General features: G+C 43.9%; 18 protein-coding genes and 1 tRNA gene. 15 read left to right on the top strand and 4 right to left on the bottom strand.

The annotated features are described in order from the left end of the window. Positions 1-44 precede the first annotated feature (44 nt). The 3 genes from ytaF (at position 45) to Psfp_RS16905 (ending at position 2083) form a co-directional block, all read left to right on the top strand. Positions 45-689 carry a sporulation membrane protein YtaF gene (gene ytaF, locus Psfp_RS16915; RefSeq protein WP_134219708.1) on the top strand — a complete coding sequence of 215 codons (645 nt, stop codon included), beginning with the start codon at positions 45-47 and terminating at the stop codon, positions 687-689. Between the two features lie 132 nt (positions 690-821). Beyond that, positions 822-1457, top strand: coding sequence for a dephospho-CoA kinase (gene coaE / locus Psfp_RS16910; RefSeq protein WP_134219707.1), 636 nt, complete (start codon positions 822-824; stop codon positions 1455-1457). Positions 1458-1516: 59 nt separating this feature from the next. After that, on the top strand, positions 1517-2083 hold the full coding sequence (locus Psfp_RS16905) for a lytic transglycosylase domain-containing protein (protein ID WP_243120756.1): 567 nt from the start codon (positions 1517-1519) through the stop codon (positions 2081-2083). A gap of 30 nt (positions 2084-2113) precedes the next feature. Here Psfp_RS16905 and Psfp_RS16900 read toward each other — a convergent pair whose 3' ends face one another. Together Psfp_RS16900 and Psfp_RS16895 are read right to left on the bottom strand one after the other, a co-directional pair. Further along, the gene (locus Psfp_RS16900; RefSeq protein ID WP_243120752.1) at positions 2114-2806 is read right to left on the bottom strand and encodes a cell wall hydrolase; all 693 of its coding nucleotides are present in this window, start codon (positions 2804-2806) and stop codon (positions 2114-2116) included. 342 nt (positions 2807-3148) lie between these two features. Continuing rightward, complete coding sequence (locus Psfp_RS16895) at positions 3149-4090, bottom strand: TIGR01212 family radical SAM protein (protein WP_134219706.1); 942 nt, start codon at positions 4088-4090, stop codon at positions 3149-3151. Positions 4091-4279: 189 nt separating this feature from the next. Here Psfp_RS16895 and Psfp_RS16890 point away from each other — a divergent pair, with 189 nt between their 5' ends. Both Psfp_RS16890 and pssA read left to right on the top strand, forming a co-directional pair. Then, positions 4280-4963, top strand: coding sequence for a phosphatidylserine decarboxylase family protein (locus Psfp_RS16890; protein ID WP_348981155.1), 684 nt, complete (start codon positions 4280-4282; stop codon positions 4961-4963). Positions 4964-4967: 4 nt separating this feature from the next. After that, positions 4968-5471 (top strand): CDP-diacylglycerol--serine O-phosphatidyltransferase, encoded by a 504-nt coding sequence (pssA, locus tag Psfp_RS16885; RefSeq protein ID WP_134219705.1) that lies wholly within the window; start codon positions 4968-4970, stop codon positions 5469-5471. A gap of 87 nt (positions 5472-5558) precedes the next feature. On the opposite strand, the gene Psfp_RS16880 is transcribed toward pssA, so the two are convergent. Continuing rightward, the gene (locus Psfp_RS16880; protein WP_134219704.1) at positions 5559-6299 is read right to left on the bottom strand and encodes a hypothetical protein; all 741 of its coding nucleotides are present in this window, start codon (positions 6297-6299) and stop codon (positions 5559-5561) included. Between the two features lie 237 nt (positions 6300-6536). Here Psfp_RS16880 and Psfp_RS16875 point away from each other — a divergent pair. The 10 genes from Psfp_RS16875 (at position 6537) to Psfp_RS16830 (ending at position 13026) form a co-directional block, all read left to right on the top strand. Continuing rightward, positions 6537-6619, top strand: a tRNA-Leu gene (locus Psfp_RS16875). Positions 6620-6743: 124 nt separating this feature from the next. Beyond that, positions 6744-7721 carry a tyrosine-type recombinase/integrase gene (locus Psfp_RS16870; protein WP_134219703.1) on the top strand — a complete coding sequence of 326 codons (978 nt, stop codon included), beginning with the start codon at positions 6744-6746 and terminating at the stop codon, positions 7719-7721. Positions 7722-7761: 40 nt separating this feature from the next. After that, a complete protein-coding gene (locus Psfp_RS16865) occupies positions 7762-8766 on the top strand; it encodes a hypothetical protein (RefSeq protein ID WP_134219702.1) in 1005 nt (334 codons plus the stop codon). Positions 8767-8970: 204 nt separating this feature from the next. After that, complete coding sequence (locus Psfp_RS16860) at positions 8971-9282, top strand: hypothetical protein (protein WP_192895498.1); 312 nt, start codon at positions 8971-8973, stop codon at positions 9280-9282. Between the two features lies 1 nt (position 9283). Then, on the top strand, positions 9284-9466 hold the full coding sequence (locus tag Psfp_RS16855; protein WP_134219700.1) for a hypothetical protein: 183 nt from the start codon (positions 9284-9286) through the stop codon (positions 9464-9466). 173 nt (positions 9467-9639) lie between these two features. Next, positions 9640-9918, top strand: a complete 279-nt coding sequence (locus Psfp_RS16850; RefSeq protein ID WP_134219699.1) for a hypothetical protein — start codon at positions 9640-9642, stop codon at positions 9916-9918. A gap of 62 nt (positions 9919-9980) precedes the next feature. Beyond that, the gene (locus Psfp_RS16845) at positions 9981-11411 is read left to right on the top strand and encodes a fibronectin type III domain-containing protein (RefSeq protein ID WP_134219698.1); all 1431 of its coding nucleotides are present in this window, start codon (positions 9981-9983) and stop codon (positions 11409-11411) included. Beyond that, positions 11411-11653, top strand: coding sequence for a hypothetical protein (locus tag Psfp_RS16840; protein WP_134219697.1), 243 nt, complete (start codon positions 11411-11413; stop codon positions 11651-11653). Before Psfp_RS16845 ends, Psfp_RS16840 begins: the two co-directional genes overlap by 1 nt. Further along, the gene (locus Psfp_RS16835; protein WP_192895497.1) at positions 11653-12252 is read left to right on the top strand and encodes a TraX family protein; all 600 of its coding nucleotides are present in this window, start codon (positions 11653-11655) and stop codon (positions 12250-12252) included. The genes Psfp_RS16840 and Psfp_RS16835 overlap by 1 nt, the downstream gene beginning before the upstream one ends. 9 nt (positions 12253-12261) lie before the next feature. Continuing rightward, on the top strand, positions 12262-13026 hold the full coding sequence (locus Psfp_RS16830; protein ID WP_134219695.1) for a zonular occludens toxin domain-containing protein: 765 nt from the start codon (positions 12262-12264) through the stop codon (positions 13024-13026). A 74-nt stretch (positions 13027-13100) separates the two neighbouring features. Here the strand turns inward: Psfp_RS16830 and Psfp_RS16825 are convergent, their stop codons facing one another. Continuing rightward, the gene (locus Psfp_RS16825; protein ID WP_192895496.1) at positions 13101-13364 is read right to left on the bottom strand and encodes a hypothetical protein; all 264 of its coding nucleotides are present in this window, start codon (positions 13362-13364) and stop codon (positions 13101-13103) included. Between the last annotated feature and the right edge of the window lie 178 nt (positions 13365-13542).

The following is a 13542-nucleotide window of genomic DNA, read 5'->3' as shown; positions in this document are numbered from 1 at the left end:
TAGATTAAAAGGGAATGAACCCTTTTGGCAGGAGGCAAAGAACATTGGAAATACCTTTATATATCCTTTTTGCCCTGGCGCTGAATGTTGACTCCTTTAGCACCGGTCTCACTTACGGAGTAAAAGCGATAAAAGTTCCACCTCTGTCGCTTTTAATTATCAGCCTGGTTTCCATGCTCTCAATCGCCATATCAATGGCCGCCGGTCGGCTTTTGGCGGCAAACATTCCGGCTCCCCTGGCCTACCGTCTGGGAAGCGCCTTGCTCCTTTTGATTGGCTTTTGGATACTATTTCAAACCCTATGGAAGAAACAGTTAAAAAGTCGCCTTTCTCCTGAACACCCCTCAGCCAAAAGCGTTGAAATAAGGCTCCGCCCCTTCGGCCTGGTCATCCAGATCCTCAAGGAACCGGCCCGGGCTGACTTTGACAGTTCCGGGGTGATCTCCCCGCGCGAGGCGCTCATCCTGGGGACCGCACTGGCGATGGACGCCTTTGTAGCCGGGTGTGCCGTTTCCCTGCTTGGTTTTTCCATGCTGATCACCGCGCCGGCCGTGGGTCTCGGGCATTTCTTATTGGCCTGCCTCGGAATAGCCGCCGGCCGCAGCAACAGAGCCAGCCTGCCGGAACGGCAGCTCACCGCCCTGCCGGGCTGCATCCTGATTCTGCTGGGACTTCTAAAAATCTGCTGAGCCTTGGAGCGGCGCCGCGGTAGAGAATCAAAACCAGCAAATCTGCAACGTTATTTTCGGGGTTGTAAATATTCTTGGAGGAACAATAATAGTCGAAGAAGAAATAAAAAGGGAAGATTTAGGGAGGTCGTCATGCCGGTTATCGGGCTTACAGGAAACATTGGGAGCGGGAAAAGCAGTGTGGCCCGCCTTCTGCGTGATTTAGGGGCGAAAGTTGTCGACGCCGACCAGGTCGCACGGGAAGTTGTACTGCCCGGCGCCCCGGCCCTGGCAGAATTGACAAGAGAATTTGGGCCTGACATCCTGGACCCGGCTGGTTCGCTGGACCGTAAAAAAATGGGTTCAATTGTTTTTGCCGACCCCCGGGCCAGGGCCCGCCTAAACCAGATCACCCACCCCCGCATTAAGGAGGCAATCGACCGTGTCATCACCTGTTTCAGGCAGGACCCGCATGCCTCTTCTCCTGCCGGGGTACTGGTCATCGAGGCCCCCCTGCTGATTGAAGTGGGACTGGACCGGGATGTTGATGAGGTATGGGTGGTAAAAGTTGACGAGGACAAGCAGGTCGAGCGGCTGGTTGAAAGAGACGACCTGACCGACCAGGAAGCCCGCAGCCGGATGGACGCACAGCTTCCTCAGGCCGTTAAGCTAAAGTACGCCAGAAGAGTCATAGATAACAGCGGTGATTTTTCAGCCACGAGAAAACAAGTGGAACATAACTGGGATGAATTCCAAAAAGAACATCTCCAGGGTAAGCGCAGCATATAAACATTATATAAGCTCAATATAAGCTCAAAAATCTAAGCGGAGTGATATGTTTGTCGGCAGTGTCTCGCAAAAGGATCAACAAGAAGAAGATGCAACGCAGAATACTCCTTATTTTTCTCTTACTGCTGGCAATACTCAACTTTGACAGCATCGTCCGTTTTTTTAACCCGCTCCCTTATCATGACACCATTACCTTTTACGGCAAGGTCTACAATGTGGACCCTGCGCTGATTGCGGCTGTGATTAAAGCTGAAAGCAACTTCAACAGCAAAGCGGTTTCGGTGCGGGGAGCCAGGGGACTGATGCAAATTATGCCCGAGACCGGCCTCTGGGCAGCCAGCCAGACGGGTGAATCTGCATTTGACAGCGAATTTCTTTTCGACCCGGAAACCAACATCAAGCTCGGGACCTGGTATCTTTCCGACCTGGGCAAAGAGTTCGACGGCAGTACCGTCCTGATTCTCGCGGCTTATAACGGAGGACGCGGAAATGTCAAAGACTGGCTTGCAGGAAAGACCCTGATTAACCCCGAAGCCTCCATTTCCCAGATCCCTTTTCCTGAAACCAGACACTATGTGAAAAAGGTTTTGCTTTATTACCGGCTCTACAGCTACTTATACAAGTAGGGAGGCTTATTTAGCCTCCCTACCGCACGCTCAGCGGGCAAACACGTGCCTGCCGATTTGGGTCACGATTGGCCGGGACCATACCCACTGGCTGCTGGACTTGGCCGGGTTCCAGAAGTAAAGGGCCCCGCCGGTGGGATCACTGCCGTTTAAGGCTTCAATTGCAGCATTCATCGAGTCCCGGCTCAAGGGCCTCTGGAACTGGCCGTTGCTGACCGACTCGAAAGCGTCTCGTTCATAGATAACCCCCGGGATAGTGTGTGGAAACTCACCGCTTTCGGTCCGGTTCAAGATAACAGCGCCTACCGCTACCTTGCCCTGATACGGTTCGTCGGCAGCCTCACCCTCGATAACCTGGGCCAACAGGTTGACACTGGCGCGGTCCACCTGGCCGCCCCTGGAGGTCTCCGGAACCCCGCTCCGGCCGGCTTGCGCCGGTTGCTGCACGTCCCCGGACAGCTCTTCCGGCGGCGTAGAAATAATCTGCTGCTCCTCTTTAACCGGTTTCATGATTTTCTGAAGGGCTGCTCCCTGATGCAGCAGCAGAGCGGCCGGAAGCAACATTACACATGCTGCCAGGCATATACCCATCTTAGTTTGGTCATATTGTCTGCAAAGCTTGCCTATTACTATCTTAAGCTGTTCAAGTTTAATACGCTTGCAAACCTTCAACAATCTCATTAAATCTAACCTGATATGGTTCATTAGCTTGGATATCTTCATATCATATCACCCCATTTTCATTTTCCCGGGGACTTTATGAGTATAACCTAAGGATTTATGATAGTCAAAGGTAATATTTGAGACAAATTAAAATTACAGCTGATAAACTGTTTTTCGAGCAACTTTGAAAACATCAACTAAAGGACTTAAGATAGAATTCATTTGTTCTTTCTAATTCAATTAAATACAAAAAATATGCAGGTGCGAATTCATTCGCACAAGACCTCAAAAGGAATACTGTATAAATCCCTTAAACTGCCGGACAGAGCAAGTGTGATTAAATAACACTTCATCATAACTGGTTAAGACCAATATAATGTGAGCTTAAAAAGCAAAGTTAGTTCATTTCAGCGCTTTTCCATTAAGGTAATCGAATTTCTTCCCCTGGTAAATATCCTTCTGCTCCAAATACTCCTCAATACGCTGTTTTACCAGCCACCAACTGACGCCCCAGTTGCTGAATAGAAGGCTGTCCTTGGGCCCGCGGCCAACCAGTCGCTGGATTACAACGGACGGCTCCAGGTAGGCCAAAAATTCCCCCACCCTTTCCACATAATCCTGCAATGATATAACCTCAAACTCTCCGCGCTCGAACATGTCACCAAGCGCTGTTCCCCGCACCACATACAGGGAATGTAGTTTTACATATTCCACACCGAGGGCGGAAAGGATTTTAGCGTTTTCCACAGTGTCGGCCAGTTCGTCCCAGGGCAGATTCAGGATCAGGTGCGCACAGGCAGCAAACCCGTGTTTTTTGATCCTCAGTACGGCATCGATAAACTCCGCCAGGGTATGTCCCCGGTTGACCCTGGCCAGGGTGCGATAGTTAACCGTCTGCAGGCCAAGCTCAATATTGATATCCACACCATGGTCTTCCTTTACCGAATACAAAAAATCCAGGTAACTGTCGTTTACACAGTCAGGCCTGGTTGAGACGGATATGCCCACCACGTCCTGGTCCAAAGCGTCCAGAATATTTGCCTTGAAGCGGTCAAACGGCAGGTATGTATTGGTGAATGCCTGAAAGTAAACAATAAATTTTCCGGCGTTGTATCGTTTGCGAAAGAACGCTTTATTCATGGCCACCTGCTGTCCTACTGCCAGATCATTGGACAAACACTCGAACCCTGAACCATCTTCATCGCAAAAGATGCACCCGCCCCAACCGACTTTTCCGTCACGATTGGGGCAGGTCCCAGGCAGGTTGACCGGGAGTTTGTATACCTTTTCTCCAAATTTCTTGACTAGGTGTTCTGAATACAGGTTGTAGCGGTTTTTCCCCATTGGCTCCCCCACCTTAATTGAAATATAAATTTATATTACCACATGGATAATAGTTTGGAAAAATCCAGCCTTTCCAGTCTGTGGAAGACAGCTTTAATCTTGCAATGCTTTGCCTCACAGGTTATTATAGACTAAGATTATTTTTAAGCGGCAAAATCTTTTATTTAGGTAAAGGGGAAAAGTGGCTGAGTGGTTAATGAAAATATGCTGTCCCGTTTCGCTTTAACCCTAAAGCTGTGCTGGCATTATATTGTTGCCCTCAGCGTGCTGGCAGCAGTGTTTTACCTTATATTTCCAACCCTGGCAGTTGTACCGGTAGTTCTGATCGTCTTTGTTTTATTCTTTTTCCGTAATCCTAAAAGGAATGTCCCTGACGACAAGAACTGTATTCTTTCTCCGGCGGACGGCGTGATTATGGAGATTGACGAGGTGATTGAAGACAGGTTTATCCAGGGTCCTGCTATACGCATCAGCATCTTTCTATCTATTCTAAATGTTCACCTCAACCGCTCCCCCTTGCAAGGTGAGGTAAGGTACAGGTACTATCGACCGGGCAAGTTTATCCCGGCCTTTAAAAGCCACGCTTCAGATATAAATGAGAAGAATTTTATAGGCATAGAAAGCGGCGGTTTTAAAGTGCTGGTCTGCCAGATTACCGGGTTCATCGCCCGCCGTATTAAGTGCTGGGCGGACGAAGGGAAAAGGTTGGCAGTTGGAGAATTAATTGGTATCATAAAATTTGGCTCGGGTACTGAAATATTCATTCCTACCGGCTCTGATTTATATGTCAAAAAAGGTGATAAGGTCAAGGCTGGAGAAAGTGCCCTGGGAATGCTCCCGCCCGGCTTAGACGATAATAAATGCTGGGGGTGAACATATGAGCAGGATGGAGATAATGCCAAACTTATGTACAGCCGCTAATTTACTGCTCGGCGTATCTGCCATCACCTCTGTAATAAACTACAACTTCCAGTTAAGCGTTGTCCTTATTGTACTGGCCGCCGTTTTGGACCGGGCTGACGGGATTTTAGCCCGCCGCTGCAACGCTGTATCGAATTTTGGCAAGGAGTTTGATTCTCTAGCCGATCTGGTTTCCTTCGGTGTGGCACCCGCCGCTCTGCTCTACAGCAGTGCGCTGGCCCACCACCTTAGCACCCCGGGGTTGCTTTGCTTTTTGCTCTTCACACTGTGCGGAGCTCTGCGACTGGCCAGATTTAACGTAACACAGTCGACAACCTTTTTTCTGGGTGTCCCTATCACTGCTGCCGGCGCTATACTGTCTATACTGGTGCTCTTGGTACCCAGCACTCCTGTGGTGTTAATTCTCAGCATCATTTTGGCGCTCCTGATGGTAAGCAGCATTCGCATTCCCAAAATCTAAATCATGTAAGTACATATATTAACAATTATCGCACAAAGCGTCTGGATGTGGTCCAGGCGCTTTTATCTTTCTTTAAGTTTTTCTTAATTAGGCCCTCTGGATAAAGCTTGTAATATTATTCTTGACCAGATTCCCGGTCGTACTGAAGAACTCGTCCAGCTCATTATCTACGCTTGCCGCAGCTTTTTCAATGAGGAGCGCCACCTTTTTGGGGTCTATTTCCACTTTGTGTTTAAAGAACATTTGAAGCCTGTATTTTTCGGCCAGGGACTCTGCGTCGGCCTTACCTTGTTCAATTAGCCCGGCAAACTTTTCAACCCTGTAAGGTAATTTTATGTCATTACGTTTCCAAAGGTCGTGAAACATCTCGTTTACTCCGGATATTAAAACACGGTTGGCAAAGGCGCTCTTAAATCGTTCGCTGTAAAAATCACGCGAACTGACCAGCAGCTCAATACCCATTTCGACAATATTATGTGCCTTCCACCAGCCCATGGACAGCGGAATATTGCAGGCCTGCACAGTCTCTAAAATAAACGGCTTGGCCTTTTCAAAACAGTAACCCTTTTCAAAATCCAGGTATTTCTCATCCCCATAATAATCGAGTCCTTTGGGCACAAACCCGTGGGTTAAAAGCGCCTTTCCAAAGTCTAGAAGAGTGTTGTGCTTCTTAAGAAAACTATATATTTCCTCCCCCTTGCTGTGCGACTCATAGTGATCAAAAAGACCCCCGCTAAGTATATCAGGCAGAATACTGCCCAGGGTAACGGGGTCCCCCTTTGTTCCGGCAATCCATTCAGCAAAGCAGATATGGGTCTGTGGATACAATTTTTTCTCCCCCCATAAAAAAACAGCGCCTCCGCCGCCAGTAATAGGTTGTTTTATTTAATCATTTGATAAAATTAGAATAACTTAAATTCTATCTAATTACAACACCTAGATTAGTTATTCAACGAAAGGGTTATCAAAAAGGTATGACTTTCACTTGCTTAAAGAATATCCGTCTGGTATAATAACTTTTGCGAGTACAGGTAGTGCCCTCTCATACAGGCTTCCAGTAAACATGTCGGAGTGGCGGAATAGGCAGACGCGCACGTTTGAGGGGCGTGTGGGTGACCGTGCGGGTTCAAGTCCCGCCTCCGACACCAAAAATCAGTAATATCAAGGACGTTGGATTTAATCCACGTCCTTGTTTTTTTATGTGGCGTGTCATATGTCCAATTCTGGACAGGTTAGGTGTTTTTGGAAAAAGTGTTGTTTGGGGGTGTGCGTGTGTCAGTCTCCAAGAAAACCAGGCGTACTCTGGTTGTTAAAGACCTGATGCAGAATCAAAAAAATTTGTCCTGGGAGGAAGCTGCCGAGAAGTTTATTGACAGTATGAAAATTAAGGGGCTGGCTTACCATACCCGGCGCTGGCATAGTGAAAACCTTAAAGCGGTGGTTAAGGTTTTGCGCCTTAAAGAGTATCCTACTGAACCGGCTTTTGTTACTGAGGCAATAGTCAAAGATGTGGTTTTGACTTTGGTAAACGGTGGTCTCTCCCCTACTACCGTTAATCACAGGGTTAGGAGTCTGAAACAGTTTTATCAGTTCCTTGTCTCTGAGTCTTTGGTGGATAAGGATCCGACTGTGAAGCTGGAGAGAAAAAAGACTAAAGGTACCGTAATTCAGGCATTTACTGAAGAACAGTTAAATGCTCTTTTGGCTGCTCCTAATAAGAACCGGTTTGTTGGTTTACGGGATTATACTATCATGCTTTTGCTTTTGGATACCGGTGAGAGGCTTTCGGAGTTGGTTAACAATAAACTGACTGACTTGAAATTGGCCGATAACGAGTTAGTTATACTTCATGGGAAGGGAGATAAGTACCGAAGGGTTTTCGTGTCACCAAGGACACGTGACACCCTAAAAAAGTACCTTCGTGCGAGAGGGGATATATCTGGAAATCCGTATGTTTTTGTAAATTACGAGAACAGTCCTATGTGCGGAAGAAATGTGCAACAGCGTTTAACTTATTACGGCAAAAAAGCAAGGCTCGAGGGTGTCCGGGTAAGTCCGCACACATTCCGGCATACTTTTGCCAAGATGTATATAACTCGTGGGGGTGACCCTTTTAGTCTCCAGGCGCTTCTGGGACATACAACCTTGGATATGGTCAAGCATTATGTGCATTTATGGGGCAGTGACTTGCAGAAAATGCACCGTAAGTTTAGCCCGGTTGATAATTTGAACCGGCCTTTTGAGCGTTAATTATCAACTATTGACCAAATAACAAGGAGGTGAAAAAGGGTTGGAACTGGAGGCAGGAGTTGACACATTGGGAATGCTTTATCAGGGGGACATAAAGACAGACGGGCTTGTTAAGCGCGGTTGGACTGAGCTTAGGAAGTTTACTCCTGATGGTATGGAGCAAGTTAAATGGGTTAATGATGATACTTCTGCCAGGTTGATGGTTAAACCGGGTTATTTGAGAACTGAAGTAAGTTTACCGAAACTGCGTGGTCAGAAATCGAATGTGATACCTATAGACTTTTCTAAGGTTATGGATGAAGCGAAATATCTTGAAGAAATAGTGTCTGAATCTTTGGGTCAAAAGATACCTTTAGTTGAAGATGGACGTCCGTACAGGATTGATTATGCTTATGATTTTAAAGGTGTTGGCAACAAACAACAGTACATACAAGCGTTTGGTAAAGTATTGGATTTGCCGAGAGGCAAAAAGGCCGTATATGGCGAGAATGAAACGGCATTTAGCTGGACTAAGGGATTAGGCATAAGGCTATATGATAAAGAACTTGAACAACAGGGAAATTTAGCCGCTTTGGACAGGATGCGGCTTGAAATACAATTACGTGGGGTTGAAGGGATAACCAGGTCAATACTGCCCACTGGGTTTAAAAATAGAGAGCAAATTATTAAAAAGTTCAAAAAGGAAATGCGCATATCGGACTTAACGAGTCCTGTATTATCAAAGAATATTGTAAGTATGATGCTGAAACGTGGATTTAAGCCTTATGATAAGGAGGTAAAGATTGTGAATCATGACATGATATTGGCTGAATTAGCAAATAAGTTTAAGCCTGAGAAGGCACAAAGAATATTTTTTGCTATCATGTACGCTAACCGTTTTGGTTGGGATGCTTTGAAAAAGTACTATCCGAAAACGTCATATCACAGGTTGAAAAAAGAGGTTAAAGAGATTGGTATTGTTGAGGACCAGAACCTTGAGTATCTTGATGACGAATTAGTTATAAACTTTGGGAATTTATTTAAGCTGCTGGACGAAGTGGCTTAGTGTAACTCATATGTCTTTGACGGTGAGCTGCATCGCTGCCAGCTGCTTGAAATTGTGAGTTACAAAATCCTTGGGAAAGGTGGTGATGGTATGCGTTGGGGTTATGTGCTGTTGGTAGTGGCGTCGTTGGTGGTGGCCTCCGGTGCCGGTCACAGGTGGTAAGTTGTAACTCAAAATAACGCGCTGCCGGCCGGCAGCCAGGCTGTGAATGAATTACATTTGATGAAAGGGGCTTATATAATGCCGAGTGTACGTGTGAAATTTGATACTGAAATTCAAGGCAAAGTTTTGAAAAAGGAAACTGTTTCCACAGGTAGCAGGTTACAATACCAACTTAGTGTGTATGTTGAAAAACAGGATACAATCATCCGGTGTCGTGTGCCAAAGGAAGCTTTTGATGTGATTGAAACTGGTGATGACTTTGGTGGTGAAGCACAAGGTTATTCAGGTGATGTTGTTTTTTACTTAATGGAACCTGTTGTAAATGGTGAAAAGCTGCAAAAGAGGATTGCTTAATGTGGAAATTACTTTTATTTCTCCGGAAGCGGCGCAGGCTGTTGCACAAGCTGTAAATGATATTATGTCGCAGAATCAAGTGCTTTTGACTAATTACATACAATCGACAATGTTGTACATTGCCGGGTGTGTGATTGGAATTGGTACTGCAATCGGTATTTTGCGGGGTGTAAAAGGTGACTGAGCATATTAACGCAATGATGTACGGTTTTGCGGCTGGTCTGTCAACTTGTTTGATTGGTTACTTTTTAGCAATTCCGATTGGATTTGCTTTAAAGCTGATTAAAAGAGCATAAGCATACTAGCGTAGGCAGGTACGCTTGTAAAATAAAAAAAAGTGAGGTCGAGAAGCACATTATGAGTAAAATGAGAGGTATTATTCGTTCGGTTAAAAAGTCGATGAGTGAAAAGGCGGTTCTGGCCGCAGGTGCTGCTACTGCGGTGTTAACGGCTGCTAGTGCGGCCCATGCGGAACCGACAACAACTGTTGATTATGGTACCTTATTTTCCGGTGTTGTGACTGAAGCTCTTAAGGGTATTACTGAGACATTGCCGATTGCTATACCGATACTGGGCGTTATGGCCGCAGTTGGTCTTGGTATGAAGGTATTCAAAAAGCTCACTGGCAAAGCGTAGTAAAAAGGGAAAAAAGCCATGTCCTGCCGCATGGCTTTTTTTCATAAGGAGGTTTGGTAAAAATGAGGAAAATAGCTATAGCTGTGTTTGTTGTGATATTTGCTTATATTGTTGTATGGGATATGCCTAAAAGGGAGGCAGAAGCTTTTGTTCCTGTAGTAGTACCAGTTGCTTTATGTTCTCCTATTGGTTGTGCATTGCTGGCAGCGGGGGTAATTGTGGCAACAGCGGCAATGTTGGAGACAGCGGTTCAATGGTGGTATTCAACTGCTGATGAACAATCAAAACAGGATGCTTTAAATGCTGTAGATGGTTCAGGAGTTTATAATATACCTGATACAACATGGAATAGTGTTAGTAGTTTTGCAAGGGAGCATTTTATACCCAATACTACAGGGATGACACCTGCTGAGATACAAGGTTATGTGCCAATAGATTATATGCATGATATTAGAACATGGGAACCTGGGCAAGGACAAATATATTATATTGATGGTCAACCAGTATTAGTCCATCGTAATGGTGTTAGTTTTATATATAATGGTAATACATGTCCAACTGGTTCGATGCTTGTGGTTAGTATGGGAACAACATTTGATGGTAGTCAACAAATACTTTGCGCATCTAGTTATAGTTCTGCTATTTGGTGTAAATATAAGTTTTCAAAAACTGGTGGATTGTTGTCTATTGTTTATTATTCGGCGAATGAAAATAGTTATCATGCATATTATACGTGGCCGTCAACGGCAACGTTTAATGAAGGCTCAGAAGTTAATATAGAGTACACAGGGAGTTCAGTACTAGCAGATATAAATTATGATATTAAGGATTCGATGGGTAATAGATTTATAGTACCACCTGCAACAGTTGCGGAAATAATAGGTAAAACATATGATGATATTGTTTATAATCCTGAGAATGAAATACCTGCTATGCCTGTTGGGTTAAGATATATTCCTGGAGATGGGTCGATATCATTGGATTGGGATGCGGTACCAGGAGCTAATTACTATCAGGTATATGTTGCAGGTGTGGTTATAGCTGCAGGTATAACAGCTACAAATTATCTTGTTGGTAATTTAACTAATGATATTTCTTACGATATAGGTGTATCTGCTGTGAATGATGTGGGAACGAGTGAAATAGCAACTACAACAGCTATTCCTTCTGCTCTAGCTGCTGGAGAAGTATCAGCAAATGGTATTGATTTGACACCATTGAAGGCGTTAGGTGTTGAATTTACGAATAAGTTTCCATTTTCTTTGCCGTGGGATTTGGTAAGAGCTTTACAATCTGTATATATTGATACAAGTACATTAAGCGATATACAACTTCAATTTTATATGCCTTTTTCTGATACACCAATAAATTTTAGTTTGCAATGGCCTGAATTTGTTTCATTATATGCTAGATGGGTTAGGGCTGCATTTCTTATAATAACAGGCATAGGGCTTGTTTATTCCACAAGAAAATTATTGGGTGGTGCTCAATAATGACAATAGCTATTTTAAATGCAATAATAAAGGGTTTTGCATCAATTGTTATGGTTATATTGGCAGTTTTACCAAGTTCACCTTTTACATGGGACTTGGGAGAACTGTCAGGAATTTGGGGAGTAGCTAATTATTTCATACCGTTTGCTGGCATGATTACTTTGGCAGTAAATTATACTTTGGCAGTGGCTACATGGTACGGAATAAGATGGATTCTAAGATTTACGAGGTATATTCAATAATGGATATATTAGCAATGACAACTATGTTTATAGACCACTTGGGTATAAGTCTTTTTCCTGACAACGAAATATTCAGGATTATAGGCAGGCTGGCATTTCCTCTATACGCTTATTCTTTAGCTGTAGGATTCATAAAAACACATTCGAGAAAAAATTACATTCAAAGGCTCTTTAGGCTTGCATTAGTATCACAAATACCGTATATGCTGCTGCTTAATACAAAAGGATTAAACGTAATATTTACTCTGCTGTTGTCATTAATAGTTCTGATAGAATTTGAAAAATACGATAGTATTGCAAAAAGAATAACAATAGTGCTTGCTGGCTGCTTAATAGCAACAGTTTGTAATATGAGCTATGGAGCATACTGCATTCTATTAGTACTGGCATACTATAAGATAAAAGGAATCAAATTAGTACTAGCTCATGTTGTGCTGAATATAGTAACACTGATGCCTCCTATTCAAATGTACAGCATTACAGCAAATATGCTTTTAAAGTATCAGAATATCAGGTTAGTTAATAAACAAATATATAGGTACTTCTATCCTGCTCATTTGGCTGTTTTGGTAGGTGTAAAGTATGCGCTGGGGGGGTAAAAAAGAAAAGTGATATATTTGTATGAGGGTCCGGTCGGCTCTGGGAAGTCATATCATGCTCTTGCGAAAGGTATTGGTAAAATTTATGCAAGAACTAATAACCTGGTTTACTCGAATTTTCCCGTGAAGTTTAGCAATAAGGATATAAAAAAGGGAATCGATAAAAGGTGGTATTTTTACTCTGATGAAGAGATGAATCCTGACTTTTTTGTAGCAGAATCATTTCGAAAGGGATTTTTTGGTAAGGAAGGTTACGCGCTTTTGATAATAGATGAAGCTGGGGTGTATTTTAATAGCAGGGATTGGCAAATAGCAGGCGATAAGCGAAAAGAGTGGATAAAGTTTTTCAATGTGTTTTCAAGGAAATGCGGGTATGATGTGGTTTTGGTGGCGCAAAGTGAGCGCATGGTTGACCGCCAGGTTAGGGCCGCCATGGAATATAGGGTGAAGCATGTTAAGCTGAGAAACTATAAGTGGTTTGCTCTTTTACCTTGGCAGGTGTTTGTAGCTGTTAACTACTGGCAAGGTGGGAATTTTAGAGGTAATGCAAGCATGATATGGTTTAATCCGTTTATAGCTAAAAGGTATGATTCAATGAGACTGTTCAAGCCAACTCCGGAAATATTGGCTTTACAAGAAAAGTATGGATATAAGCCGGTGGAAATTAAATCGCCAGAAGTGTCCGGAACCGGGTCTGAGGGAAGGGGTTGGGGTTCCCTCCCGAAGACCGGTTCCGGACACTTCCGGAGATTAATAAAAAGGCTCGGTTTTTAACCGAGTCATTATATTGTAACTCATTATTTTAAGCAGCTGGTAAGGATGCAGGCCGATCCTCCTGGACATATGAGTTACAATTTCATGTTTTTTGCTGCATTCAAGGCGTTGTCAATGTAGTAGCTAATACTGCGGAGATTATTGGATATGTTTTGATTCTTGCTGATTGTAGCGTTTAGTTCCGATAGGTACTTTTCACGCTCTTTAATTTTTTTCTCCAGGTCTGGTAGAGCTTTCATGCAGAAAATAATAAGGTTCTGAAATTTGTCATTGAAGCCGTCGCCCTGGTGTTTTTCAACATAGGAAAAAACGGTAGGTGTCATTCGGACACTTTTCATATGACACTTTTTTTCGTCTGTGAAAGCCTTTAGTTGCAAGAGAACATCTCCTTTCTATTAAGCCCCTTAATTGAGTTTGAGCCATACCCCCTTATTAATATAAACTAATATTAACGGAGGGGTATGGATGAAACGTAAAAGATATCCTCAGGATTTCAAAGAGCAGCTTGTTAAAGAA

Source organism: Pelotomaculum sp. FP (genome assembly GCF_004369245.1).
Taxonomy (GTDB): Bacteria; Bacillota; Desulfotomaculia; order Desulfotomaculales; family Pelotomaculaceae; genus Pelotomaculum_C; species Pelotomaculum_C schinkii.
This window is presented reverse-complemented; position numbering and strand designations above follow the sequence as displayed.